Below are 26,561 nucleotides of genomic sequence, written 5' to 3' on the forward strand. Positions count from 1 at the left end.
AGCAGAGGCACGCGGCCCGGGCGGCGGCGACGCCCCCGGCCGACGGCGCGTCGGCGATGTCCGGGCGGGCCAACTCCGCCGCCGTTCCACTCCCCTTCGGCGTATGCGGCCCCATCCCCGCCGTCGTAGCCTGCCAGTACCAGCCCACCCCTCTTTCTGGGAGACACCTCATGAGCGCTGCTCCGTCCAGCGCCGGGCAGCTGCCCGGCGGCCCGTCGCTCCCGCAGGAGCGCCGCATCGTCACCGCCATCCCCGGCCCGAAGTCGCAGGAGCTGCAGGCGCGCAAGCTCGCCGCGGTCGCCGCGGGCGTCGGCACCACCCTGCCGGTCTACATCACCCGCGCGGGTGGCGGCGTGGTCGAGGACGTCGACGGCAACTCGCTGATCGACTTCGGTGCGGGCATCGCCGTGACGAACGTCGGCAACAGCGCCCAGGCGGTCGTGGACCGCGCGGCCGCCCAGCTCGCCGCGTTCACCCACACCTGTTTCATGGTCACCCCCTACGAGGGCTATGTGGCCGTCGCCGAGCAGCTCAACGAGCTGACCCCGGGCGACCACGAGAAGCGCAGCGCGCTGTTCAACTCGGGCGCCGAGGCGGTGGAGAACGCCGTGAAGATCGCGCGCGCCTACACCAAGCGCACCGCCGTCGTGGTCTTCGACCACGGCTACCACGGCCGCACCAACCTCACCATGGGCATGACGGCGAAGAACATGCCGTACAAGCAGGGCTTCGGCCCGTTCGCGCCCGAGGTCTACCGCGTCCCGGTGGCCTACCCCTACCGCTGGCTGACCGGCCCGGACAACTCCGCCGCCGAGGCCGCCGCGCAGGCCATCGACATGATCAACAAGCAGATCGGCGCGGACAACGTCGCCGCGATCGTGATCGAGCCCATCCAGGGCGAGGGCGGCTTCATCGAGCCCGCGAAGGGCTTCCTGCCCGCGATCGTCGAGTACGCCCGCGCCAACGGCATCGTCTTCGTCGCGGACGAGATCCAGACCGGCTTCTGCCGCACCGGCCAGTGGTTCGCCTGCGAGGACGAGGGCATCGTCCCCGACCTGATCACCACCGCCAAGGGCATCGCCGGCGGCCTCCCGCTCGCCGCCGTCACCGGCCGCGCCGAGATCATGGACGCCGCCCACGCCGGCGGCCTCGGCGGCACCTACGGCGGCAACCCCGTCGCCTGCGCCGCCGCGCTCGGCTCCATCGAGACGATGAAGGAGCTGGACCTCAACGCCAAGGCCCAGGCCATCGGCGCGACCATGCTGCCCCGGCTGCGCGCCATGCAGGAGAAGTTCGACATCATCGGCGACGTCCGCGGACGCGGCGCCATGATCGCCGTCGAGCTGGTCAAGCCCGGCAGCAAGGACCCCGACCCCGAGGTCACCGCCGCCATCGCCAAGGCCTGCCACGCCCAGGGCCTGCTGGTCCTCACCGCCGGCACCTACGGCAACGTGCTGCGCTTCCTGCCGCCACTGGTCATGCCCGAGCACCTGCTCGCCGAGGGCCTGGAGATCCTGGAGACCGTCTTCGCCGGGATCTGACCCCTGCGGCGACACCCGGGCGTGAAGAACGTGTGCGGACCTGATGGCGGGTGGGTGAGGTGAGCCGCCCGACCCGCCTCAGTGACGTACTGTCATGACAGATGGAGAAGCAGCGCCCGCCGGTGACCGACCCTCACCGGCGAAACACCGCCGAGGACACCACAGCGGGCCCAGGCCCGCACCCCCTCAGCCGATCGACCGTCCGCCATGCTCAAACCCCCGGGCTCAGCGGACCGGCGATCACCAGAACCACCCCGGAGCTCTCCCCCCTGCTCCGGGGTGGTTTCTCCATGTCCTGAACTCGATCTGGCTACCGGTCGCGCTGCTGACCCTCCTCGGCGTCCTCACCGAACAGGTAGTCACCAAGGGTCCGCTGCTCGCCGTCGACCGGGCCGTCCGGCACACCACGCTGCGCCTGGTCGCCGACAACCCCTTCGGCTGGATCAACAGCCTCGCCGAGGGGTGGACCGACCTCGGCAGCTCCGGCATCGCGGTCCCGCTGCTGGTCGCCGCCACCCTGGCCGCCACCCTGCGGGCCCGCTCCTGGAAGCCCCTGCTCAGCGCCGCGCTCGCCGGAGCCGCCCTCTTCGCCACGGTCATCCCCGGCAAGATTTTGGTCGGCCGTCCGGGCCCCGAGGGCCAGCCGGTCGGCCCCGGCGACTGGGGCTGGTTCCCCTCCGGGCACACCAGCACCGCCGGCGTCTGCCTCGGCACCGCCGCCTGGCTGCTCGCCCTCGGCTGCGCCTCCGCCCGCCTGCGGCGCGGCCTCTACACGGTCACCGCGTTCCTGTGCACGGGAGTGGGGATCACCCTGGTCTGGCGCGACTACCACTGGTTCCTGGACGTCGTCGCCGGCTGGTGCCTCACCGGCACGATCCTGTGGAGCCTGGTCCGCTGGGCTCCCCGAGCCCCTCGCCGCTGACCGGCCTACCGACAATCGAGCCGAGCGCACCTGCCCGGGAATGCGGAAAGGCCCTCTGACTCGAGGTCAGAGGGCCTTTCACGAAAGGTTGTTCGGCGGTGTCCTACTCTCCCACAAGGTCCCCCTTGCAGTACCATCGGCGCTATGAGGCTTAGCTTCCGGGTTCGGAATGTAACCGGGCGTTTCCCTCACGCTATGACCACCGAAACACTATGAAGTTGACCCGCACTCCCCGGCATGCGCTCCCGGGAAGGGGTCGTTGCTTCAGAACAACACAGTGGACGCGTAGCAACTATGGACAAGCCCTCGGCCTATTAGTACCGGTCAGCTCCACCCCTCACAGGGCTTCCACACCCGGCCTATCAACCCAGTCGTCTACTGGGAGCCTTACCCACTCGATGGTGGTGGGAGTCCTCATCTCGAAGCAGGCTTCCCGCTTAGATGCTTTCAGCGGTTATCCCTCCCGAACGTAGCCAACCAGCCATGCCCTTGGCAGGACAACTGGCACACCAGAGGTTCGTCCGTCCCGGTCCTCTCGTACTAGGGACAGCCCTTCTCAAGACTCCTGCGCGCGCAGCGGATAGGGACCGAACTGTCTCACGACGTTCTAAACCCAGCTCGCGTACCGCTTTAATGGGCGAACAGCCCAACCCTTGGGACCTACTCCAGCCCCAGGATGCGACGAGCCGACATCGAGGTGCCAAACCATCCCGTCGATATGGACTCTTGGGGAAGATCAGCCTGTTATCCCCGGGGTACCTTTTATCCGTTGAGCGACGGCGCTTCCACAAGCCACCGCCGGATCACTAGTCCCTGCTTTCGCACCTGCTCGACCCGTCGGTCTCACAGTCAAGCTCCCTTGTGCACTTACACTCAACACCTGATTGCCAACCAGGCTGAGGGAACCTTTGGGCGCCTCCGTTACATTTTAGGAGGCAACCGCCCCAGTTAAACTACCCACCAGACACTGTCCCTGATCCGGATCACGGACCCAGGTTAGACATCCAGCACGACCAGAGTGGTATTTCAACGACGACTCCACAACCACTGGCGTGGCCGCTTCACAGTCTCCCACCTATCCTACACAAGCCGAACCGAACACCAATATCAAGCTATAGTAAAGGTCCCGGGGTCTTTCCGTCCTGCTGCGCGAAACGAGCATCTTTACTCGTAATGCAATTTCACCGGGCCTATGGTTGAGACAGTCGAGAAGTCGTTACGCCATTCGTGCAGGTCGGAACTTACCCGACAAGGAATTTCGCTACCTTAGGATGGTTATAGTTACCACCGCCGTTTACTGGCGCTTAAGTTCTCAGCCTCGCCACACCGAAGCGCAGCTAACCGGTCCCCTTAACGTTCCAGCACCGGGCAGGCGTCAGTCCGTATACATCGCCTTACGGCTTCGCACGGACCTGTGTTTTTAGTAAACAGTCGCTTCTCGCTGGTCTCTGCGGCCGGCCACAGCTCAGGCAGCACGTGCCATCACCACAACCGGCCCCCCTTCTCCCGAAGTTACGGGGGCATTTTGCCGAGTTCCTTAACCATAGTTCACCCGAACGCCTCGGTATTCTCTACCTGACCACCTGAGTCGGTTTGGGGTACGGGCCGCCATGAAACTCGCTAGAGGCTTTTCTCGACAGCATAGGATCATCCACTTCACCACAATCGGCTCGGCATCAGGTCTCAGACTATGTGAACGGCGGATTTGCCTACCGTTCGTCCTACACCCTTACCCCGGGACAACCACCGCCCGGGCTGGACTACCTTCCTGCGTCACCCCATCGCTCACCTACTACCCTGTTGGGTCACCGGCTCCACCACTCCTCTTCACCCGAAGGATCCAAGACGGCTTCACGGGCTTAGCATCCAGAGGTTCGACGTTGGCGCTTCAAAGCGGGTACGGGAATATCAACCCGTTGTCCATCGACTACGCCTGTCGGCCTCGCCTTAGGTCCCGACTTACCCTGGGCAGATCAGCTTGACCCAGGAACCCTTGGTCAATCGGCGCAAGAGTTTCCCACTCTTGTATCGCTACTCATGCCTGCATTCTCACTCGTATACCGTCCACGACTGGCTTCCGCCGCCGCTTCACCCGGCACACGACGCTCCCCTACCCATCACAGCCCCCGTTAGGGGTTAATACTGCAATGACACGGCTTCGGCGGTGTACTTGAGCCCCGCTACATTGTCGGCGCGGAATCACTTGACCAGTGAGCTATTACGCACTCTTTAAAGGGTGGCTGCTTCTAAGCCAACCTCCTGGTTGTCTCTGCGACTCCACATCCTTTCCCACTTAGCACACGCTTAGGGGCCTTAGCCGGTGTTCTGGGCTGTTTCCCTCTCGACCATGGAGCTTATCCCCCACAGTCTCACTGCCGCGCTCTCACTTACCGGCATTCGGAGTTTGGCTAAGGTCAGTAACCCGGTGGGGCCCATCGCCTATCCAGTGCTCTACCTCCGGCAAGAAACACACGACGCTGCACCTAAATGCATTTCGGGGAGAACCAGCTATCACGGAGTTTGATTGGCCTTTCACCCCTAACCACAGGTCATCCCCCAGGTTTTCAACCCTGGTGGGTTCGGTCCTCCACACGGTCTTACCCGCGCTTCAACCTGCCCATGGCTAGATCACTCCGCTTCGGGTCTTGGGCGCGCTACTCAACCGCCCTATTCGGACTCGCTTTCGCTACGGCTACCCCACACGGGTTAACCTCGCAACACACCGCAAACTCGCAGGCTCATTCTTCAAAAGGCACGCAGTCACGACAGCTGTGTGCAAGCACACGCTGCGACGCTCCCACGGCTTGTAGGCACACGGTTTCAGGTACTATTTCACTCCGCTCCCGCGGTACTTTTCACCATTCCCTCACGGTACTGTCCGCTATCGGTCACTAGGGAATATTTAGGCTTAGCGGGTGGTCCCGCCAGATTCACACGGAGTTTCACGGGATCCGTGCTACTTGGGAAAAACTCAAGAGAGCCGCACAGGTTTCGTCTACGGGGGTCTTACCCTCTACGCCGGACCTTTCGCATGTCCTTCGACTACCCATACGGTTTCTGACTCTCCGACCGGCCGGCAGACCGGTCAAGAATTCTCCCACGACCCCGAAGTGGCAACCCCTGCCGGGTCTCACACCACAACGGTTTAGCCTCATCCGATTTCGCTCGCCACTACTCTCGGAATCACGGTTGTTTTCTCTTCCTGCGGGTACTGAGATGTTTCACTTCCCCGCGTTCCCTCCACACTGCCTATGTGTTCAGCAGCGGGTGACAGCCCATGACGACTGCCGGGTTTCCCCATTCGGACACCCCCGGATCAAAGCTCGGTTGACAGCTCCCCGGGGCCTATCGTGGCCTCCCACGTCCTTCATCGGTTCCTAGTGCCAAGGCATCCACCGTGCGCCCTTAAAAACTTGGCCACAGATGCTCGCGTCCACTGTGCAGTTCTCAAGCAACGACCAGCCACCCATCACCCCCACGAGCACACGCTCACAGAGTTCACTGGGGCCGGCACTGAAGACCAGCCTCACGGCCGTGCCCTCAGGACCCAACAACGTGCCCGACCCGATCCACCCGACCCCGCGTTCCACACACCCCGAAAGATGCAGTACTAGCGGCGACAAGCCGATCGTGCCGAATAGTCAACGTTCCACCCATGAGCAACCAGCACCGGACATTCGCCGATGAACTGGCCCCTTGACCGCCGAGAGGCGGTAAGAAGTGCTCCTTAGAAAGGAGGTGATCCAGCCGCACCTTCCGGTACGGCTACCTTGTTACGACTTCGTCCCAATCGCTGGTCCCACCTTCGACAGCTCCTTCCCTTGCGGGTTAGGCCACCGGCTTCGGGTGTTACCGACTTTCGTGACGTGACGGGCGGTGTGTACAAGGCCCGGGAACGTATTCACCGCAGCAATGCTGATCTGCGATTACTAGCAACTCCGACTTCATGGGGTCGAGTTGCAGACCCCAATCCGAACTGAGACCGGCTTTTTGAGATTCGCTCCACCTCGCGGTATCGCAGCTCATTGTACCGGCCATTGTAGCACGTGTGCAGCCCAAGACATAAGGGGCATGATGATTTGACGTCGTCCCCACCTTCCTCCGAGTTGACCCCGGCAGTCTCCTGTGAGTCCCCGGCATAACCCGCTGGCAACACAGAACGAGGGTTGCGCTCGTTGCGGGACTTAACCCAACATCTCACGACACGAGCTGACGACAACCATGCACCACCTGTATACCGACCACAAGGGGGCGACCATCTCTGGCCGTTTCCGGTATATGTCAAGCCTTGGTAAGGTTCTTCGCGTTGCGTCGAATTAAGCCACATGCTCCGCTGCTTGTGCGGGCCCCCGTCAATTCCTTTGAGTTTTAGCCTTGCGGCCGTACTCCCCAGGCGGGGAACTTAATGCGTTAGCTGCGGCGCGGACCACGTGGAATGTGACCCACACCTAGTTCCCAACGTTTACGGCGTGGACTACCAGGGTATCTAATCCTGTTCGCTCCCCACGCTTTCGCTCCTCAGCGTCAGTAATGGCCCAGAGATCCGCCTTCGCCACCGGTGTTCCTCCTGATATCTGCGCATTTCACCGCTACACCAGGAATTCCGATCTCCCCTACCACACTCTAGCCTGCCCGTATCGAATGCAGACCCGGAGTTAAGCCCCGGGCTTTCACATCCGACGCGACAAGCCGCCTACGAGCTCTTTACGCCCAATAATTCCGGACAACGCTCGCACCCTACGTATTACCGCGGCTGCTGGCACGTAGTTAGCCGGTGCTTCTTCTGCAGGTACCGTCACTTGCGCTTCTTCCCTGCTGAAAGAGGTTTACAACCCGAAGGCCGTCATCCCTCACGCGGCGTCGCTGCATCAGGCTTTCGCCCATTGTGCAATATTCCCCACTGCTGCCTCCCGTAGGAGTCTGGGCCGTGTCTCAGTCCCAGTGTGGCCGGTCGCCCTCTCAGGCCGGCTACCCGTCGTCGCCTTGGTAGGCCATCACCCCACCAACAAGCTGATAGGCCGCGGGCCCATCCCAGATCGCCGGAGCTTTCCACGCACACCCCATGCGGAGATGCGTCGTATCCGGTATTAGCACCGGTTTCCCGGTGTTGTCCCAGAATCTGGGGCAGGTTGCCCACGTGTTACTCACCCGTTCGCCACTGATCCACCCCGAAGGGCTTCACCGTTCGACTTGCATGTGTTAAGCACGCCGCCAGCGTTCGTCCTGAGCCAGGATCAAACTCTCCGTGAATGATTTCCCGACTGTGCTTAATTAAAAGCGCGGGATACCACCCGCGAAAGAGCGGCACGACAGTCAGCGGAACAGCCGACCTCGTGCACTGCGTCCTCGCTAGTGTTTTGTGCATCAAAGGAACCACGTCCAAAAACGGACGGGGTATCAACATATCTGGCGTTGACTTTTGGCACGCTGTTGAGTTCTCAAGGAACGGACGCTTCCTTCAAGACCCTTTCACCGGTCTCTCCGGGCGCTTCGTTCTTCGTTATGAAGCCTACCAGACCGTTTCCGGCCCGATTTCCCGCCGTCCCACGCCGTTTCCGGCCCGTTCCGACGAGTGAAACTCTAGCGGAACCACGCCATCGACGCGAATTCCACCGATTTACCAACCATTCCCGGAAAAGCGCACGCCAAAGAAGACCGTACGGAATCTGAATCAGGGGATGGGTCGCACCCGCTGCGTTCGCAGGGCAACCCGCAGGACACTACGCATCCCACCGGACGAAGTCAAACCGGCTCGGCCGCCGCCGCGACCAGCGCGCCCAGGCGGGCGGTGACGGTGTGGATGGGCGCGCAGTCCTGGCGGGCCTTGGCCAGCAGCAGCGCGCCCTCGATTCCGGAGAGGACGAGCTCGGCGAGCGGACCGGCCTCCGCTCGCGGTACGCCCCAGTCCTGCAAGCACAGGGTGAGTCCGTTGAGCCAGCCGCTGTAGGCGCTCAGGCAGGCCGTGCGCAGTTCCTCGTTCTCGCCGGAGGCCTCCATGACGCCCGTGGCCACCAGGCATCCGTCGCGGTAGCCGGATTCGGCCAGGGGTCGGGCGAACAGGGCGCCCATGGTGACGATTCCGGTGACCGGGTCGGCGGCGTGGCCGAGGGCCTCGCTCAGTTGGGCGCCGAGTTCGCCGGCCGCCTGCAGGACGGACGCGGCGGAGGGGCGCAGCCTGCTCTCGGGCGTGCGGTCGCCGGGGTTGCGCGGTTTGGCCATACGGCAACGCTAGACCGACACACCCCGCGGATGTCGGGGCAGCGGAAAGGCCCGGCCGGAGGTAGCAGACATGCACCTCCGGGCCGGGCCCTTCGCGGGGCTGTCGCGGGTCAGGCGTTGGTGGGGAAGCCCAGGTTCAGGCCGCCGTGGCTCGGGTCGAGCCAGCGGGAGGTCACGGCCTTGCCGCGGGTGAAGAAGTTGACGCCGTCGGCGCCGTAGGCGTGGGCGTCGCCGAACAGCGACGCCTTCCAGCCGCCGAAGGAGTAGTACGCGACCGGGACCGGGATCGGCACGTTGATGCCGACCATGCCGACCTCGACCTCGTTCTGGAAGCGCCGGGCCGCGCCGCCGTCGTTGGTGAAGATGGCGGTGCCGTTGCCGTACGGGTTGCTGTTGATCAGCTCCAGGCCCTCCTCGTAGGAGGAGACGCGGACGACCGACAGGACCGGGCCGAAGATCTCGTCGTTGTAGACCGACATGCCGGGCTTGACGTGGTCGAACAGGGTCGGGCCGAGCCAGAAGCCGTCGGCGGTCGGCGAGCCGTTGCGGTCCTCGGCGGTGACCGGGTGCTTGCGGCCGTCCACGGCCAGCTCGGCGCCGTCGGCGACACCGGACTCCAGGTAGGAGGTGACCTTGTCCCGGTGCACGCCGGTGACCAGCGGGCCCATGTCCGAGTCGCCGTTGCAGCCGGGGCCGACCTTCAGGGTGGCCATGCGCTGCTTGATCTTCTCGACCAGCTCGTCGCCGATCGGGTCGACGGCCACCAGCACGGAGATGGCCATGCAGCGCTCGCCGGCCGCGCCGAAGCCCGCGTTGATCGCGGAGTCGGCGGCGAGGTCCAGGTCCGAGTCGGGCAGGACCAGCATGTGGTTCTTGGCTCCGCCGAGGGCCTGGACGCGCTTGCCGTAGCGGGTGCCGGTCTCGTAGACGTAGCGGGCGATCGGGGTGGAGCCGACGAAGGATACGGACTTCACGTCCGGGTGCTCCAGCAGGCGGTCCACGGCCACCTTGTCGCCGTGGACGACGTTGAAGACGCCGTCGGGCAGGCCCGCTTCCTTCCACAGCTCGGCGATGAAGTTGGCGGCCGAGGGGTCCTTCTCGGAGGGCTTGAGGACGACGGTGTTGCCCGCCGCGATGGCGATCGGGAAGAACCACATCGGGACCATCGCCGGGAAGTTGAACGGCGAGATGATCGCCACCGGGCCGAGGGCCTGGCGGATCGAGTAGACGTCGACGCCGGTGGACGCCTGCTCGGAGAAGCCGCCCTTGATCAGCTGCGGGATGCCGCAGGCGTACTCGACGACCTCCTGGCCGCGGGCGATCTCGCCGAGGGCGTCGGAGTGCACCTTGCCGTGCTCGGCGACGATGATCGCGGCCAGCTCGTCCTTGCGGGCGTTGAGCAGCTCGCGGAAGTTGAAGAGCACCGTGGTGCGCTTGGCGATGGAGGCACTGCGCCAGGATGCGAAGGCCCCTACGGCGGCGCTCACGGCGGCGTCCACGTCCGCGATGGCGGCGAAGTCGACCTGGCCGCTGACCTGCCCGGTCGCCGGGTCGAAGATGTCACCGCGGCGCGGGGCGCTGCCCGCAGTGGCGACCTGACGGCCGCCGATCCAGTGGGTGATGTGCTTGCTCAACGTCTGCCTCCGAGATCGGGCGGGCACAGAGGGGTCACAGAGCGAGTGCCGCGCACTGTCCATTCTGTGACGCGCGGACACGGCACTCAATCAGCAGGCTGTCGGCGGATTTCGTTTTGCCCTTACACCCCGTCGGGTTCCCCGCCGGAGACGGCCCCGGTGCCGCCCGCCAGCAGCGCGGCCGCCTCGTGCATGGCCAGTTCCAGCAGGGCGGGATCGTTGAGGACGCCGCTGCCGTCCGGCGGCACCAGCCAGCGCAGCCCCCGGCCGGTGCGTCCCGGGTAGGGGACGGCCAGCCAGGTGCCCTGCCCGGCGGTACGCACCCCGGTGCCGACCCAGCGGGCGGCGGTTCCCGGGGGGACGAAGAAGCCGACCCGGAAGTCGCCGAAGTCCGCCAGCACCGGCCCGGGCTCGACGACCAGGCGCATCAGGACGTCTGCGGCGAGCCGCCCCAGGAGTCCCGGCACTATCAGCACGTCCCAGATCCGCCCGGCCGGGAGCAGGGCGATGCCGGTGCGGCTCCGCTCCCACTCCCAGCGGCAGGTCTCCGGATCGGGCGCGGCGGCTGCCAGCCATTCGACAGCCCCCCTCGCGTCCATGGTTCCCATAGCTTCCGCCCTCCGCTTCCCTCGGTCGGCGCCCGGTACTGGACCGGGTGTCAACAAGAGAGAGCGGCTTGCCGTCCGACTCTTACGCGGGTATCGCCGACATCCTCTGCCGGGGGCGGGGGCGCGGGGGCGAGAAGGAGCGTAAGGATGCGAAAGTGGCGCGCACCCGCTAGGGGTACGCGCCACGATCACGCCAGAGCGGTCGCCACGGGCATCGGGGCAGTCCGCGCGGCGGGCACGGTCAGCTGTCGAAGCCGAGGCCGAGGGCGTCCATGGCCTTGAGCCAGAGGTTGCGCTTGCCGGCGTTGTGGTCGGCGCGGTCCAACGACCACTTGGTGATGCTGATGCCGGCCCACTTCACCGGCTCCGGTGGGAAGGGCAGCGGCTTGCTCTTCACCATCTCCAGCTCGGTGCGCTCGGTGCGCTCCCCGGCGAGGAGGTCGAGCATGACCTCGGCGCCGAAGCGGGTGGCGCCGACGCCGAGGCCGGTGTAGCCGACGGCGTAGGAGACCCGGCCCTTGTGCGCGGTGCCGAAGAAGGCGGAGAAGCGGCTGCAGGTGTCGATGGCGCCGCCCCAGGCGTGGCTGAACTTCACGCCCGCGAGCTGCGGGAAGGCCGTGAAGAAGTGCCCGGCGAGCTTCTCGTAGGTCTCCGGGCGGTGGTCGTACTCGGCGCGTACCTTGCCGCCGTAGTGGTAGATCGCGTCGTAGCCGCCCCAGAGGATGCGGTTGTCGGCGGAGATCCGGAAGTAGTGGAACTGGTTGTTGCAGTCGCCCAGGCCCTGGCGGTTCTTCCAGCCGATGGAGGCCAGCTGCTCGTCCGTGAGCGGCTCGGTCATCAGCGCGAAGTCGTAGACCGGGGCGAGGAACGGGCGGACCCGCTTGACCAGGTTGGGGAAGATGTTGGTGCCGAGCGCGACGTGCCGGGCGAACACCCGGCCGTACGGGGTGCGTACGGCCATGCCCGCGCCGCTCTCGGCGAGGTCGGTGGCGGGGGTGTGCTCGTAGATCCGCACGCCCAGCTCGGTACAGGCGCGCTTGAGGCCCCAGGCGAGCTTGGCCGGGTGGACCATGGCCACGCCGTCCTTGTCCCACAGCCCGGCGAGGAAGGTCGGCGAGTCGACCTCGGCGCGCACCGCCTCGGCGTCCAGGAACTCGGCGTTCAGGCCGTACTCGACCATCTGCGCGGCGCCCTCGCGCAGCTCCTCGACCTGGTGCGGCTCGGTGGCGACGTCCAGCTCGCCGGTGCGCTCCCAGTCGCAGTCGATGCCGTAGCGCTTGACGGCGTCCTCGATGGCCTGGAGGTTCTCGTGGCCGAGGCGCTCCAGCGTGCGCAGCTCCTCGGGCCAGCGCTCCAGGCCGTTGAAGAAGCCGTGGGTGAGGCTGGCGGCGCAGAAGCCGCCGTTGCGGCCGGAGGCGGCCCAGCCGACCTCCTGGCCTTCGACGAGGACGACGTCGCGGGCGGGATCCCGCTCCTTGGCGACCAACGCGGTCCACAGGCCGGTGTAGCCGCCGCCGACGACCAGCAGGTCGCAACTGGTGTCACCGGTCAGCGCGGGCAGGGCCTCGGGCCGGCCGGGGTCGGCCAGCCAGAAGGAGGTGTACTGGACGTCGGCAAGGGAATGGGCCGATTCCATGCTCTCACTGCTTTCTGATGCGCCGTCGGGCGCTGTGGGGGGGTTGGTTGCCGGGGGTGGCCGACGGGGTGCTGCGGCTCAGCGGTCGCCGAAGACGGTGCGGTGCCAGTCCTTGCGGGCGACCGCCGTGATGTCCTGCATCACGTGCTTGACCTGCGTGTACTCGTCCAGCGAGTACTGCGACATGTCCTTGCCGTAGCCGGACGCCTTGTATCCGCCGTGCGGCATCTCGCTGATGATCGGGATGTGGTCGTTGATCCAGACGCATCCGGCCTTGATCTCGCGGGTGGCGCGCAGCGAGCGGTAGACGTCGCGGGTCCAGGCGGAGGCGGCCAGGCCGTAGGGGGTGTCGTTGGCGAGCCGCAGGCCCTCCTCGTCGCTGTCGAACGGCAGGACGACCAGGACCGGGCCGAAGATCTCGTTCTGCACGACCTCGGCGTCCTGGCCGACGCCGGTGATCAGCGTGGGGCGGTAGAAGGCGCCGGTGGAGAGGTCGCTGCCGTCGTGGCCCTTGTCGGGGGCGTAGCCGCCGGCGGCGATGGTGGCGCCGTAGCCGCGGGCGCGCTCGACGAAGCCGGCGACGCTGTCGCGCTGCCGCAGCGAGACCAGCGGGCCGAGGTCGGTCTGCGGGTTGAACGGGTCGCCGAGGCGGATCGCGTCGAACAGTTCGGCGGCGCCCGCGACGAAGTCGTCGAACAGCGGGCGCTGGACGTAGGCGCGGGTGGCGGCGGTGCAGTCCTGGCCGGTGTTGATCAGCGAGCCGGCGACGGCGCCGTGGACGGCGGCTTCGAGGTCGGCGTCGTCGAAGACCACGAACGGGGCCTTGCCGCCGAGCTCCAGGTGGGTGCGCTTGACGCCCTGGACGGCGACCTCGCCGACCCGCTTGCCGACGCCGGTGGAGCCGGTGAACGACACCATGGACACGTCCGGGTGGCCCACCAGGTGTTCGCCCGCGACCCGTCCGGCGCCGGTGACGACGTTGACCACGCCGTCCGGGATGCCCGCGTCGGTGCAGGCCTGCGCGAACATCAGCGAGGTCAGCGGGGTCAGCTCGGCGGGCTTGAGGACGATGGTGTTGCCCGCGGCGATGGCCGGGAGGATCTTCCAGGCGGCCATCTGCAGCGGGTAGTTCCACGGCGAGATGGAGCCGACGACGCCGATGGGCTCGCGGCGGATCGAGGAGGTGTGGTCGCCGGAGTACTCGCCGGCGGCCTTGCCCTCCAGGTTGCGGGCGGCCCCGGCGAAGAAGGCGGTGTTGTCGACCGTGCCGGGCACGTCGAACTCGGTGGTGAGCTTGATCGGCTTGCCGGTCTGGGCGCTCTCGACCCGGGCGAAGTCGTCGGCGCGCTCGGCGAGGATGCCGGAGAGCTTGAGCAGCGCCTCGGAGCGGGCGCCCGGGGTGCTGCCGGCCCACTCGGGGTACGCCCGGACGGCGGCGGCGACCGCGGTGTCCACGTCCTCGGTGGAGGCCAGCCGCACCCGCTGGACCAGGCTGCCGTCGGCGGGGTTGGTGACGTCGAAGGTCCCCGCCCCGGTGCCCTCGCGCAGCGCCCCGTCGAGGTACTGGGCCCCCGCCTCGAAGCGGTTGCCGACAATGGACTGGTCCATCTCTTCCTCCAGGCGCACAGCTGATCGGACAGCAAGGGCAGGCTGCCCACCCTGCGACGATGCCTCGCCCCGAGTGAATCGAGCAAGCAACGAGGCGTAAGGCAGATCGTTACCCGCATTACACCCTGGAAGCGGGACGATGGGCGACACCTCGTTGCCCGCATGTCGCGTCGACCTGACACCATGAAGGGGTCCGTTCCCCCTCCTGGAGGCCGCTTTGTTCCCCACCCTCGCCCGTGTCCTGGACCTGGAAGTGGTCAGCCGCGGCCTGCCCGAGGTCGTCGCCGGCAAGGAGCACCTGGAGCGTCCGGTGCGCTGGGTGCACGTCAGCGAGCTGTCGGACGTGGCCGGGGTGCTGCAGGGCGGGGAGCTGATCCTGACCACCGGCATCGCGCTGCCGGAGGACCGCGAGGGGCTGGCCCGGTACGTCCGGGAGCTGGCCGACGTGGGCGCGGCCGGGCTGGTCGTGGAGTTCGGGCGGCGCTACTTCGACAGCCTGCCACGGGCCCTGGTGCACGCCGCCGAGCAGCGCGGGCTGCCGCTGATCGTGCTGCGGCGGGAGCTGCGCTTCGTGGCGGTGACCGAGGCGGTGCACGCGCTGGTGGTGAACGAGCAGCTGGAGGAGCTGCGGTCGTCCGAGGCGATCCACCAGATCTTCAACGAGCTGGCGGTGGAGGGCGCGGAGCCGGTCGAGGTGGTGCAGCAGGTGTCGCGGATGGCCGAGGCGCCGGTCGTGCTGGAGAACCTCTCGCACCAGGTGCTGGCGTACGACACGGCCGGGCAGAACGCGCAGGTGCTGCTGGCGGGCTGGGAGTCGCGTTCGCGCGGTATCCGGCCGACCGGGCGCACCGGGCACGATCCGCGCACCGGCTGGCTGGTCACCCAGGTGGGGGCGCGCGGGCACGACTGGGGGCGGCTGGTGCTGGTCGGCGCGCCCAGCTCGGCGCAGGAGGACGCCGCCCCGGAGACCGCCTCGCACCGGCACACCATGCTGCTGGAGCGGGCGGCGGCGACGCTGGCGCTGAACCGGCTGCTGGTGCGGGACCGGGAGAGCCTGGAGCGGCAGACCCATCGCACGCTGCTGTCCGGGATCCTCACGCACGCGCTGACCGTGTCCGAGGTGGCGCTGCGCGCCAATGCGCTGGGGGTGCCGCTGGAGGGCCGCCGGCTGGTGGGCGTGGTGCTGCGGCAGCGGCACGGGCCCGCCCCGGCGGCGCTGGAGGCCCAGGCCCGGCTGCGGGACTTCACCGAGACGGCGGCGGCGGCCGTCCGCGAGAAGCGGCTGACGGCGCTGGTCGGCGCGCTGGACGACGAGGCGGTGGGGCTGCTGGTGTCGCTGGGCCCGCGCGACGACGAGCATGTGGCGCTGGAGGGGTTCGCCTCCTCGCTGCGGCGGCTGGCGCTGGAGGCGGAGGAGCTGGAGCCGGTGATCGCGGTCGGCTCCTCGGTGGGCTCGGTCCGCGACGCCCGGCGGACGCTGGTGGAGGCCACCCAGGTCGCCGACGCGGCGCTGCACGACTCCCCCGCGCCGGGGGCGCGTTCGGCCTCGTACTACCGGCTGCCCGACGTCCGGCTGCGCGGCCTGCTGCACCTGCTGCGCGACGACGCCCGGCTGCAGACGTACGTGGAGCGGGAGTTGGGGCCGCTGCTGGCCTACGACGCGGAGCACAACAGCCAGTTGATCCAGATGCTGCGGATCTACCTGGAACAGGGCCGCAACAAGTCGGCGGCGGCGGACGCGGCGCACCTCTCCCGGCCGTCGTTCTACGACCGGCTGCACAAGGTGGAGCGGGTGCTGGGGGTGGATCTGGACCAGGTCGAGTCCTGCCTGTCGCTGCACGTGGCGCTGCTGTCGCTGGACGCCGTGCGGCGCTGAACCGCACGGCACGTGCTGCGTTTTCGTGTATTCATACGAGAGATTCGTGCGTTCTTCATTGATCTCACGCTCGAATCGACTGTACGGTCAGGCGTATTCGGCCCTACAGGAGGTTCCCATGCCCGTGTCCGTCGACCGTGCCCGGCTGCAGCGGCTGCTCGCCCGCGAGACCGCCGCCGGCATCGCGCGCAACCCGCGCTCGCAGGCGGCGTACCAGCGGGCCGACCACCTGTTCGGGCGCGTGCCGATGACCTGGATGAACAAGAACGCCGGCGGCTTCCCGCTCTACCTCGACAGCGCCCGGGGCGCCCGGGTCACCGACATCGACGGCCATGAGTACGTCGACTTCTGCCTGGGCGACACCGGCGCCATGGCCGGGCACTCCCCCGAGGCGGTCGCGGACGCGGTGGAGCAGCGCTACCGGGTACGCGGCGGCGCGACCGCGATGCTGCCCACCGAGGACGCCGAGTGGGTCGGCGCCGAGCTGAGCCGCCGCTTCGGCCTGCCGCGCTGGTCGTTCTCGCTCACCGCGACGGACGCCAACCGCTGGGCGATCCGGCTGGCCCGCGCCGTCACCGGCCGCCCCAAGATCCTGGTCAACAGCTACAGCTACCACGGCAGCGTCGACGAGTCGCTGATCGTCGTGGGCCCGGACGGCCGCGGCGCCAGCCGCCCCGGCAATGTCGGCGCGCCCTGCGACGTGACGCTGACCAGCCGCGTCGCCGAGTTCAACGACCTGGACGGGCTGGAGCGCGAGCTGTCCCACGGCGACGTCGCGGCGGTGCTGATGGAGCCCGCGCTGACCAACATCGGCATCGTCCTGCCCGAGCCCGGCTACCTGGACGGCGTCCGCGAGCTGACCCGGCGGCACGGCACGCTGCTGATCAACGACGAGACGCACACCCTGTCGGCGGGGCCGGGCGGGGCGACCGCCGCCTACGGCCTCACCCCGGACATCCTCACCGTCGGCAAGGCCATCGGCGGCGGCATCCCGGCGGGCGGCTACGGGCTCTCGGCGGACCTCTCCGACCGGCTGCTCGGCCGCGCCGACCTGGACCTGGTCGACATGGGCGGGGTCGGCGGCACCCTGGCGGGCAACGCCCTCTCGGTCGCCGCCATGCGGGCCACCCTGGAGCACGTCCTCACCGACCAGGCGTTCGCCGCCATGGGCGCGCTGTCCGAGCGCTTCGAAGCGGGCGTCGCCGAGGGCATCGCCAAGCACGGCCTGCCCTGGTCGGTCACCCGCCTGGGCGCGCGCACCGAGTACCGCTTCGCCGACGCGGCGCCGCGCAACGGCACCGAGTCCGCGGCCTGCTCCGACCCCGAGCTGGAGGACTACCTGCACCTATTCATGGCCAACCGGGGCATCCTGATGACCCCGTTCCACAACATGGCGCTGATGTGCCCGGCCACCACCGAGACCGACGTGGACGCCCACACCGCCCTGTTCACCGAGGCTCTGGCCGAACTGGCAAGCTAGCGCCCGTGGACGACATCGACCGGGCCATCCTGCGCGAGCTGCAGACCGACGGCCGCATCCCGTACGCCGAGCTGGGCCCCAAAGTGGGCCTCTCCCCCTCAGCCGCCCGCCAGCGGCTGCAACGGCTGATCGACAGCCGGACGGTGCAGGTGGTCGGGGTCACCGACCCGATGAGAATGAGCGGGCAGGCCATGGCGCTGCTCGGCATATGCGTCGACGGGGACGCCCGGGCGGTCGCGGACCAGCTGGGCGACCGCGAGGAGGTGGTCTACAGCGTGCTCACCTCGGGCGGCTTCGACCTCTTCGCCGAGGTGGTGTGCCACCAGCCGCGGGAGCTGCTGGACTTCATCAATGACGTGGTCCGGCCGATCCAGGGCGTCACCCGGGTGCAGAACTTCCCGTACTTCGGCATCCACACGCACCGGTTCCTCTGGGACGTGTGACCGCCCGGGGGCCCGGACGCCGAAGCATCCGGGCCCCCGGGCGGTCAGGGCTCAGCCCTCCAAGGAGGTCATGCTGCGCTCTCGGTCAGCCCTCCAAGGAGGTCATACTGCGCTCTCGGTCAGCCCTCCAAGGAGGTCATGACGTGCTTCACGCGCGTGTAGTCCTCGAAGCCGTAGGCGGAGAGGTCCTTGCCGTAGCCGGACTTCTTGAAGCCGCCGTGCGGCATCTCGGCGACCAGCGGGATGTGGGTGTTGATCCACACGCAGCCGAAGTCCAGCCGCTTGGCCAGCCGCATCGCGCGGGCGTGGTCCTTGGTCCAGACGGACGAGGCCAGGGCGAACTCGACGCCGTTGGCGTGGGCGACGGCCTCCGCCTCGGCGGAGAACTTCTGCACGGTGATGACCGGGCCGAAGACCTCGTTCTGGATGATCTCGTCGTCCTGCTGCAGCCCGGAAACCACGGTCGGGGCGTAGAAGTAGCCCTGCTCGCCGACCCGGTGGCCGCCGGCCTCGACCTTGGCGTGCGCCGGGAGGCGGTCGATGAAGCCGCTGACCTGGGCCAGCTGGTGGGCGTTGTTCAGCGGCCCGTAGAGGACGTCCTCGTCGTCCGGCAGGCCGGTCTTGGTGTCGGCGGCGGCCTTGGCCAGCGCGGCGACGAACTCGTCGTGGATGCCCTCGTGGACCAGGACGCGGGTGGCGGCCGTACAGTCCTGGCCGGCGTTGAAGAAGCCGGCCACCGAGATGCCCTCGACGGCGGCGGCGATGTCCGCGTCCTCGAAGACCACGACCGGGGCCTTGCCGCCCAGCTCCAGGTGGACCCGCTTGACGTCCTTGGCCGCGGAGCCCGCGACCTGGATGCCGGCCCGGACCGAGCCGGTGATGGAGGCCATCGCCGGGGTGGGGTGCTCGACCATCAGCCGGCCGGTCTCGCGGTCGCCGCATACGACGTTGAAGATGCCCGCGGGCAGCTCCATCTCGGCCAGGACGCCGCCGATGATCTCGGCCATCAGCACGGTCGAGGCGGGCGTGGTGTCGGAGGGCTTGAGCACGACGGTGTTGCCCGCGGCGATGGCCGGGGCGAACTTCCACACCGCCATCATCATCGGGTAGTTCCACGGCGCGACCTGGGCGCAGACGCCGACCGGCTCGCGGCGGACGAAGGAGGTCAGGCCCTCCATGTACTCGGCGCCGGACTTGCCCTCCAGCATCCGGGCCGCGCCCGCGAAGAAGCGGATCTGGTCCACCATCGGCGGGAGCTCCTCCGAGGCGGTCAGCCCCAGCGGCTTGCCGGTGTTCTTGGACTCGACCGCGATCAGTTCCTCGGCACGCGCCTCGATCGCGTCGGCGATCTTCAGCAGGGCACGCTGGCGTACCGAGGGGGTGGTGTCCCGCCACACCTCGAAGGCGGCGGCGGCTGCAGCCATGGCGGCGTCCACGTCGGCCTCGGCGGAGAGCGGCGCGGTCGCGTACGCCTCACCGGTCGTGGGGTCGATGACCTCGGTGGTGCGGCCGTCGGCTGCGTCGGTGAATGCGCCGTTGATGTAGTTGCGCAGCGTGTGAAGCTCGCTCACGGTGACCTCTCCTCGAATCGTGCACTCCAGCGTGCCCGGTCCACCCCAGGGTAGCTCTGAACCTGCGGTTATCGGCAGACCTGGGCCGGGACAACGATGGAATCAGTTCAATTTTGATCCAACTGCGACGGATTCCCTTGCAGACTGGCGCTCGATAGGGCAGGGTGGCCCCGTGGCCAACCGTGACCGGAACGGCAGCGTTCCCCTCGACTCCGTCTCCAAGGCGATCATCGAGCAGCTCCAGGAGGACGGCAGACGCCCGTACGCCAGCATCGGCAAGGCCGTGGGCCTGTCCGAGGCAGCCGTACGGCAGCGCGTCCAGAAGCTGCTCGACCAGGGTGTCATGCAGATCGTCGCGGTGACGGATCCGCTGACCGTGGGCTTCACCCGCCAGGCGATGGTGGGCATCACCGTCGAGGGCGACATAGAGCCGGTCGCGGACGCGCTGGCCGCCATGGACGAGGTCGACTACGTCGTCGTCACCGCGGGCTCGTTCGACCTGATGGCCGAACTGGTCTGCGAGGACGACGAGCACCTCCTCGAACTGATCAACAAGCGCATCCGCGCGCTTCCCGGCGTGCGGAGAACCGAAAGCTTCGTTTATCTGAAGCTACGGAAACAGACCTACACCTGGGGTACCCGATGAGCGCCGACCCGGCCACGAAGGACCTTTCGAAGTCCGCCTACGACCATCTGTGGATGCACTTCACCCGGATGTCCTCGTACGAGAACAACCCCGTGCCCACCATCGTCCGCGGCGAGGGCACCTACATCTACGACTCGAACGGTCGCAAGTACCTGGACGGCCTCGCGGGTCTGTTCGTGGTGCAGGCCGGCCACGGCCGCGCCGAGCTGGCCGAGGTCGCCCGCAAGCAGGCGGAGAAGCTCGCGTTCTTCCCGATCTGGAGCTACGCGCACCCCGCCGCCGTCGAGCTGGCCGAGCGCCTGGCGGGCTACGCCCCCGGCGACCTCAACAAGGTCTTCTTCACCACCGGTGGCGGCGAGGCCGTCGAGACCGCGTGGAAGCTGGCCAAGCAGTACTTCAAGCTGACCGGTGAGCACACCAAGTACAAGGTGATCTCCCGCGCGGTGGCGTACCACGGCACCCCCCAGGGCGCCCTGTCCATCACCGGCCTGCCGGCCCTGAAGGCCCCCTTCGAGCCGCTGGTCCCGGGTGCCCACAAGGTCCCCAACACCAACATCTACCGCGCCCCGATCTTCGGCGACGACCCCGAGGCGTACGGCCGCTGGTGCGCCGACCAGATCGAACAGGAGATCCTGTTCGAGGGCCCGGAGACGGTGGCCTGCGTCTTCCTGGAGCCGGTGCAGAACGCCGGCGGCTGCTTCCCGCCGCCGCCCGGGTACTTCCAGCGGGTCCGCGAGATCTGCGACCAGTACAACGTGCTGCTCGTCTCGGACGAGACCATCTGTGCCTTCGGCCGCCTCGGCACGATGTTCGCCTGCGACAAGTTCGACTACATCCCGGACATCATCACCTGCGCCAAGGGCATGACCTCGGGCTACTCCCCGATCGGTGCGGCGATCATCTCCGACCGGATCGCCGAGCCGTTCTACAAGGGCGACAACACCTTCCTGCACGGCTACACCTTCGGCGGACACCCGGTCTCCTCCGCCGTGGCCCTGGCCAACCTGGACATCTTCGAGCGCGAGGGCCTGAACAAGCACGTCCTCGCCAACGAGGACGCCTTCCGCTCCACCCTGGAGAAGCTGCACGACCTGCCGATCGTCGGCGACGTCCGCGGCAACGGCTACTTCTACGGCATCGAGCTGGTGAAGGACAAGGCCACCAAGGAGTCGTTCAACGACGACGAGTGCGAGCGCATCCTCTACGGCTACGTCTCCAAGGCCCTCTTCGAGAACGGCCTGTACTGCCGCGCCGACGACCGTGGCGACCCGGTCATCCAGCTGTCCCCGCCGCTGATCGCCGACCAGTCGACCTTCGACGAGATCGAGCAGATCCTGCGCACGGTGCTCACCGAGGCGTGGAACCGCATGTAGGGACGCGCGACGGGTCCGCCGCGACCCGCCCCTCCGCCGCTGGGCGGCTCCGACCTTCACCGGTCGGGGCCGCCCAGCGGCGTTTCCGGCGTCCGGGCCATTCCGGTGGTTCCCGGCGCAGGCCGTGTCGCGCAACCGGTCGGCTGATCACTCGTTCTACCTTCAGAAGCAGCATCTCGACCGGGAGGACCCAGTGACGACCGTCGCCCCACCGGACAACGACGCGCTGTGGGCACGGGCGCTGGTGAAGACCCATCAGGGCACCCCCGCACTGCGCGGCGTCTCCCTCGGCGTACGGGAGGGCGAGGTCCTCGCCGTCACCGGCCCGCGCGGGAGCGGCAAGTCCACCCTGCTGGACTGCCTCAGCGGCCTCAGCGTCCCGGACGAGGGCGAGGTCTGGTTCAACAGCTCGCCGGTGCACCCGCTCGGCCGGGCCGCCAGGGAGCGGCTGCGCCGCGAGCGCTTCGGCTACGTCGGCCCGGAGCCCCGGCTGGTGCCCGAGCTCACCGCCGCCGAGAACGTCGCCCTGCCGCCGCTGCTGGCCGGCGCCACCCGCAGGGAGGCGGCGACCGCCGCGAGCGAGTGGCTGGAGCGGCTGGACGTCGCCGACTGCGCCCGGCTGCGCCCCTGCGAGCTGCGCCAGGAGCAGCGTCAGCGGATCGCCGTGGCCCGCGCGCTGGTCCACGGCCCGTCCGTGGTCTTCGCCGACGACCCCACCGCGCCGCTGCACCGCGACGCCCGGGACCAGGTGATGCGGATACTGGTCGCCGCCGCCCGCTCGCACCGGATCACCCTGGTCCTGGCCACCCACGACCCGGCCGTCGCCCGCTACGCCGACCGCGTGGCCGCCATGACCGACGGCCGCCTGGCCCCCCCGGTCACCAGCCGCCAAGCCCTCGCCGCAGCAGCGGCAGCCGCCGCCCCCGCGACCGCGCCGCGGAGCGCACCCCGCCCGCAGGCCGCTGCGCCGACCGCGCCCGCCGGGCAGGCCGTCGCCGGAGGCGCGGGAGCTGCCGCCGTCGGCACACCGCGCGCAACAGCCGCTGCGCCCGCCGGGGCGGCCCGTCAGTCCGGCGACGCGCCTGACGCTGCTGCCGCCGCCGGAGCCGGGGGCGGTGCTTCGCCTGTGGCCGAGGGGCCTGTGCCCACGGCCGCGTCCACGTCCCCTGCCGCGAAGAGCCTCGAAGAGGATCCGGATCGTTGTTCGCCTACCTCCGTCTAGCCCGGGGCTACCGCGCCCTGGACCTCGGCCGGTGGCTGCTGACGGCCGCCGCCTCCGCCGCCGTGGCCGCGCTGCTGCTGCGCGCCCTCGGCCGGGCGCTCAGCGCCCCGGACGGTGCCGCCGCCCACGGCTGGACCACCGCCGCACGGCTGCTGTGGTGCCTGCCGCCGCTGGTCGGGGTCGGCTACCTGGCGGCGGCCTGGGCCCGCTCGGTGCCGCTGCAGCAGTCGGCCCGGTTGACCGGGCTGCTCGCGGCGGGCGCCGGGGCGGTCCGGCTGCGGGCACTGCTCGCCCTGGAGATCGCGCTGGCCTGCGCGCTGGGCACGGTCCTGGGCCTGCTCGGCTTCCTGGCCCTCCGCGCCCACCTGCTGGAACTCGTCCCCGGGGGGCGGCTGGAGCCGGCCCTCGGCGGCGGAACGGCGCTCCCGGCCGCGGCCACGGCCACCCTGCTGGCGGTGGTGCCGCTGCTCGGCGGCCTGGCCGCGGCGGCTGCCGTCCGGCCGCGCGATCTGCTGCCCGCCGACGAGGCGGACCTCGCCCAGCGGCGTCCCTCGCCGCGCTACCTGGGCGCGGTGCTGCTGGTGCCCGCGGTCGGGCTGGCGGTCGCGGCCGTGGGCGTGCGCAGCGGCAGCGGTCCGGCCGAGGTGGTGGGCGGGCTGATCATGGTCGCCGGGATCGGCTTGGCCGTCCCGGCTCTGCTGTACGGCGTCGGGACGGCGCTGGCCTGGGGGCGTCCGCGTCCGGCCCGGCTGCTGGCCGGGCGGGGCATGCAGGCCGGGGCCTGGCAGCTGGGCACGCCGCTGGCGGTGCTGACGGTCACCGGCGCGCTGGCGGTGGTGGCCGCCGACCGGCTGGCGCCGGTGCGCGGGCCACTGCCGGGGGTGGAGGCGGGCCTGGTCGCGCTGTGCGTCCTGGGCGCTCTGCTGGCCCGGGTGGCGGAGCTGACCGGCGCGCGCCGCCGGGCGTACGCCCCCCTGTACCGGATGGGCGCGCCCACCGCGCTGCTGCGCGGCTCGGCGCTGCTGCGCGCGGCGGCCACCACGCTGGTGCTGCTGGCGGCGGGCGGCGGGGCAGCGGCCCTGGCCGCCGCCCTGGCCACGGGCGCCTAGCCGCCGGGGCGCCGGGGCCCCGCCGTCGGGCTATCCGGCGGCGGCGAGCTGGCCGCAGGCGCCGTCGATCTCCTGGCCCCGGGTGTCGCGGACGGTCACCGGAACGCCGTGGTGCTGCAGCCGCCGGACGAACTCGCGCTCGTCCTCCGGGCGCGAGGCGGTCCACTGGGAGCCCGGCGTCGGGTTCAGCGGGATCAGGTTGACGTGCACCCGGTGGTTCTTCAGCAGGCGGCCCAGCAGGTCGGCCCGCCATGCCTGGTCGTTGATGTCCTTGATCAGGGCGTACTCGATGGAGATCCGGCGGCCGGAGCGCTCGGCGTAGTTCCACGCCGCGTCCAGCACCTCGTCCACCTTCCAGCGGGTGTTGACCGGGACGAGGGTGTCCCGCAGCTCGTCGTCGGGCGCGTGCAGCGACACCGCCAGCCGGACGCTCAGTCCCTCCTCGGCCAGCCGGTTCATCGCCGGGACCAGGCCCACGGTGGAGACGGTGATGCCGCGCTGCGACAGGCCGAAGCCGGACGGCGCGGGATCGGTGAGCCGGCGGACGGCGGCGATCACCCGCTTGTAGTTGGCCAGCGGCTCGCCCATGCCCATGAAGACGACATTGCTCAGCCGCACCGCCCCGGCCTCGCCCTCGGCGCTGCCGCCGAACTCGCCCGCCTTGATCGCCCGCATCCCGGCCGCGATCTGCTCGACGATCTCGGCCGTGGAGAGGTTGCGGGTCAGGCCCGCCTGGCCGGTGGCGCAGAACGGGCAGTTCATCCCGCAGCCGGCCTGCGAGCTGATGCACATGGTCACCCGGTCGGGGTAGCGCATCAGCACCGACTCGACCAGCACGCCGTCGAACAGCTTCCACAGCGTCTTGCGGGTGCGGTCGTCGTCGCAGGAGACGTCCCGGACCACCGACATCAGCTCCGGCAGGAGCTCCTCCGCGAGTCTGCCCCGGGCGGCGGCCGGAATGTCCGTCCACTCCTCGGGGCGGTCGGAGAGGCGGGCGAAGTACTGGCGCGAGAGCTGGTCGGCGCGGAAAGGCTTCTCGCCCAGTGCGGCCACCGCCTCGCGGCGCTCGTCGGCGCTGAGGTCGGCGAGGTGGCGCGGGGGCTTCGCGCCACGCGGCGCGACAAAGGTGAGTTCACCGGGCTTGGTAGGCATAGTTCCCCCAGTGTCGCAGGTCGGCCCGGGGGGAACGAAAACGCGGGCCCCGACCGCCTCAGGGGTGGTCAGGACCCGCGTCACGAACGGCCCGCGTCACGAACGGTCGGCGTCACGAACGGTCGGCGCAGGCGAGGTCGCAGGCCGGGCCGGGACGCCGGTCAGTGCGCGCCGACGAAGCCGACCAGGACCAGCCATACCACCGGGGCGGTGGGCAGCAAGGAGTCCAGCCGGTCCATGATGCCGCCGTGGCCGGGCAGCATCGTGCCCATGTCCTTGATGCCCAGGTCGCGCTTGATCATGGATTCGCCCAGGTCGCCCAGGGTGGCGCTGACCGCCACGCAGGCGCCCAGGACCAGGCCCTGCCACCAGGAGCCGCCGGTGATCATGAACTGCATGCCCAGGGCGCCCGCCAGCATGCACAGCAGGACGCCGCCGGCCAGGCCCTCGCGGGTCTTGCCGGGGCTGATCCGGGGCGCGAGCTTGTGCTTGCCGAAGCGCGAACCGGCGGCGTATGCGCCGGTGTCGCTGCACACCGTCAGCACCATGAAGACCACGACCCGCTGCGGCCCGTCGTGCGCGGCCAGCAGCAGCATCACGAAGGTCGCCAGGAAGGGGACGTAGAAGGCGGTGAAGATGCCCGCCGTGACGTCCCGCAGGTAGTCCTCGGGCGGTTGGGCCATTCGCCAGACCAGCACCGCCAGCGAGGTGAGCGCCAGCGCGATGACCGACGCCTCCGGCCCGCCGAGGTAGGCGCTGACCAGCATGGCGACGCCGCCGACGACCAGCGGGACCAGGGGGACGTCGATCCCCTTGCTCTCCTTGAGCCGGCTGGTCAGCTCCCACATGCCGATCACGACGACCGCCGCGACGACGCCGACGAACAGCCACTTCACGAAGACCAGCGAGGCCACCACGACCACCCCGAGGCCGACGCCGACGCCGACGGCGGCGCGCAGGTCACGGCCGCCCTTGGGGGCCTTGGGGGGCTGCGGCGTCCGGGCCGCCGCCGGGGCGGAGCCGGGCGGGCGCGGGGCCGACGGTGCGGCGGGCACGGCGGGGCCTCCCGGCGGGGCCGGGTGGAAGCCGGGCGGGGCGGGCGAGTCGTCGGATATCGGCGGCAGGATCGCGGTCTGCTCCGCGCCGGAGACCGGCGGCGGAGGAGGGGGCACGTCGTCGCGGAACAGCGGCCCGGTCAGCCGGGTCGCCTCCTCGGGCTGCGGCTGGCCGCTCTGCTGCCCGGGCCCCGGCCGGCCGTCGCCCTGCTCCGGCTCCGGGCTCTGCTGCGGGGGGCCCTGCTGCTGCGAGCGCGGCTCCCCGGGAGGGGCCGCCCGGTAGGAGCGGTCCGGTCCGAGGCTATCGGCGACTGGCGGCATGTACTGAGTCTGCGCCATGTCGTCCGCGCCCTGCAGCGGGTACTGCTGCGAGTGGTCGAACGCCGGCCCCGCCCACGAGGGCGGGACCGGTCCTCCCAGGGGAGTTTCGTGGCCCTGCTGCGGTCGGGCCCCGGCACCTCTGTCG

General features: G+C 69.3%; 16 protein-coding genes, 3 rRNA genes and 1 pseudogene. 9 read left to right on the forward strand and 11 right to left on the reverse strand.

Annotation, left to right across the window (positions count from 1 at the left end; all coding sequences use genetic code 11):
* The first annotated feature begins 170 nt into the window (after positions 1 to 170).
* Positions 171 to 1,541 carry a 4-aminobutyrate--2-oxoglutarate transaminase gene (gene gabT, locus GXW83_RS27220; RefSeq protein WP_182445700.1) on the forward strand — a complete coding sequence of 457 codons (1,371 nt, stop codon included), beginning with the start codon at positions 171 to 173 and terminating at the stop codon, positions 1,539 to 1,541.
* 94 nt (positions 1,542 to 1,635) lie between these two features.
* Positions 1,636 to 2,463, forward strand: a complete 828-nt coding sequence (locus GXW83_RS27225) for a phosphatase PAP2 family protein (protein WP_182445701.1) — start codon at positions 1,636 to 1,638, stop codon at positions 2,461 to 2,463.
* Between the two features lie 90 nt (positions 2,464 to 2,553).
* Here the strand turns inward: GXW83_RS27225 and rrf are convergent.
* The 8 genes from rrf to GXW83_RS27265 all read right to left on the reverse strand — a co-directional run bounded on the left by rrf (position 2,554) and on the right by GXW83_RS27265 (position 14,168).
* Positions 2,554 to 2,670 (reverse strand): 5S ribosomal RNA (rrf, locus tag GXW83_RS27230).
* An 87-nt stretch (positions 2,671 to 2,757) separates the two neighbouring features.
* Positions 2,758 to 5,882: ribosomal RNA gene (locus GXW83_RS27235) — 23S ribosomal RNA — on the reverse strand.
* Positions 5,883 to 6,194: 312 nt separating this feature from the next.
* Positions 6,195 to 7,713 (reverse strand): 16S ribosomal RNA (locus tag GXW83_RS27240).
* Together the 16S, 23S and 5S rRNA genes form the textbook arrangement of a ribosomal RNA operon.
* Positions 7,714 to 8,205: 492 nt before the next feature.
* Entirely contained in the window at positions 8,206 to 8,682 is a 477-nt protein-coding gene (locus GXW83_RS27245; protein ID WP_182445702.1) for a TetR family transcriptional regulator C-terminal domain-containing protein, read from the reverse strand.
* Positions 8,683 to 8,792: 110 nt separating this feature from the next.
* Positions 8,793 to 10,316, reverse strand: a complete 1,524-nt coding sequence (locus GXW83_RS27250; protein WP_182445703.1) for a CoA-acylating methylmalonate-semialdehyde dehydrogenase — start codon at positions 10,314 to 10,316, stop codon at positions 8,793 to 8,795.
* A gap of 122 nt (positions 10,317 to 10,438) precedes the next feature.
* On the reverse strand, positions 10,439 to 10,915 hold the full coding sequence (locus GXW83_RS27255) for a hypothetical protein (RefSeq protein ID WP_182445704.1): 477 nt from the start codon (positions 10,913 to 10,915) through the stop codon (positions 10,439 to 10,441).
* A gap of 250 nt (positions 10,916 to 11,165) precedes the next feature.
* Complete coding sequence (locus GXW83_RS27260; protein WP_182445705.1) at positions 11,166 to 12,560, reverse strand: FAD-binding oxidoreductase; 1,395 nt, start codon at positions 12,558 to 12,560, stop codon at positions 11,166 to 11,168.
* A gap of 78 nt (positions 12,561 to 12,638) precedes the next feature.
* Positions 12,639 to 14,168 (reverse strand): gamma-aminobutyraldehyde dehydrogenase, encoded by a 1,530-nt coding sequence (locus GXW83_RS27265; protein ID WP_182445706.1) that lies wholly within the window; start codon positions 14,166 to 14,168, stop codon positions 12,639 to 12,641.
* Between the two features lie 217 nt (positions 14,169 to 14,385).
* Here GXW83_RS27265 and GXW83_RS27270 point away from each other — a divergent pair, with 217 nt between their 5' ends.
* From GXW83_RS27270 to GXW83_RS27280, 3 genes are all read left to right on the forward strand, one after another.
* A complete protein-coding gene (locus tag GXW83_RS27270; RefSeq protein WP_182445707.1) occupies positions 14,386 to 16,044 on the forward strand; it encodes a PucR family transcriptional regulator in 1,659 nt (552 codons plus the stop codon).
* Between the two features lie 118 nt (positions 16,045 to 16,162).
* Complete coding sequence (locus tag GXW83_RS27275; RefSeq protein WP_182445708.1) at positions 16,163 to 17,524, forward strand: transaminase; 1,362 nt, start codon at positions 16,163 to 16,165, stop codon at positions 17,522 to 17,524.
* A gap of 5 nt (positions 17,525 to 17,529) precedes the next feature.
* Positions 17,530 to 17,967: an Lrp/AsnC family transcriptional regulator gene (locus tag GXW83_RS27280; protein ID WP_182445709.1), complete on the forward strand. Its 438-nt coding sequence runs from the start codon at positions 17,530 to 17,532 to the stop codon at positions 17,965 to 17,967.
* Positions 17,968 to 18,086: 119 nt separating this feature from the next.
* Here GXW83_RS27280 and GXW83_RS27285 read toward each other — a convergent pair whose 3' ends face one another.
* Entirely contained in the window at positions 18,087 to 19,538 is a 1,452-nt protein-coding gene (locus GXW83_RS27285; RefSeq protein WP_182445710.1) for a gamma-aminobutyraldehyde dehydrogenase, read from the reverse strand.
* A 172-nt stretch (positions 19,539 to 19,710) separates the two neighbouring features.
* Between GXW83_RS27285 and GXW83_RS27290 the strand changes: the two genes are divergently transcribed.
* From GXW83_RS27290 to GXW83_RS27305, 4 genes and pseudogenes are all read left to right on the forward strand, one after another.
* Positions 19,711 to 20,184, forward strand: coding sequence for an Lrp/AsnC family transcriptional regulator (locus GXW83_RS27290; RefSeq protein ID WP_182445711.1), 474 nt, complete (start codon positions 19,711 to 19,713; stop codon positions 20,182 to 20,184).
* Positions 20,181 to 21,557 carry an aspartate aminotransferase family protein gene (locus tag GXW83_RS27295; RefSeq protein ID WP_182445712.1) on the forward strand — a complete coding sequence of 459 codons (1,377 nt, stop codon included), beginning with the start codon at positions 20,181 to 20,183 and terminating at the stop codon, positions 21,555 to 21,557. Before GXW83_RS27290 ends, GXW83_RS27295 begins: the two co-directional genes overlap by 4 nt.
* A gap of 193 nt (positions 21,558 to 21,750) precedes the next feature.
* A pseudogene (locus GXW83_RS27300) lies at positions 21,751 to 22,440 on the forward strand (ABC transporter ATP-binding protein); the annotation flags it as partial.
* Between the two features lie 317 nt (positions 22,441 to 22,757).
* The gene (locus GXW83_RS27305) at positions 22,758 to 23,888 is read left to right on the forward strand and encodes a hypothetical protein (RefSeq protein WP_182445714.1); all 1,131 of its coding nucleotides are present in this window, start codon (positions 22,758 to 22,760) and stop codon (positions 23,886 to 23,888) included.
* A gap of 30 nt (positions 23,889 to 23,918) precedes the next feature.
* On the opposite strand, the gene rlmN is transcribed toward GXW83_RS27305, so the two are convergent.
* Complete coding sequence (gene rlmN / locus GXW83_RS27310; protein ID WP_182445715.1) at positions 23,919 to 25,040, reverse strand: 23S rRNA (adenine(2503)-C(2))-methyltransferase RlmN; 1,122 nt, start codon at positions 25,038 to 25,040, stop codon at positions 23,919 to 23,921.
* A 161-nt stretch (positions 25,041 to 25,201) separates the two neighbouring features.
* Positions 25,202 to 26,434 carry a phosphatidate cytidylyltransferase gene (locus tag GXW83_RS27315; RefSeq protein WP_225447284.1) on the reverse strand — a complete coding sequence of 411 codons (1,233 nt, stop codon included), beginning with the start codon at positions 26,432 to 26,434 and terminating at the stop codon, positions 25,202 to 25,204.
* Positions 26,435 to 26,561: the final 127 nt, after the last annotated feature.

This window comes from Streptacidiphilus sp. PB12-B1b, from assembly GCF_014084125.1.
In the GTDB taxonomy this organism is placed as follows: domain Bacteria; phylum Actinomycetota; class Actinomycetes; order Streptomycetales; family Streptomycetaceae; genus Streptacidiphilus.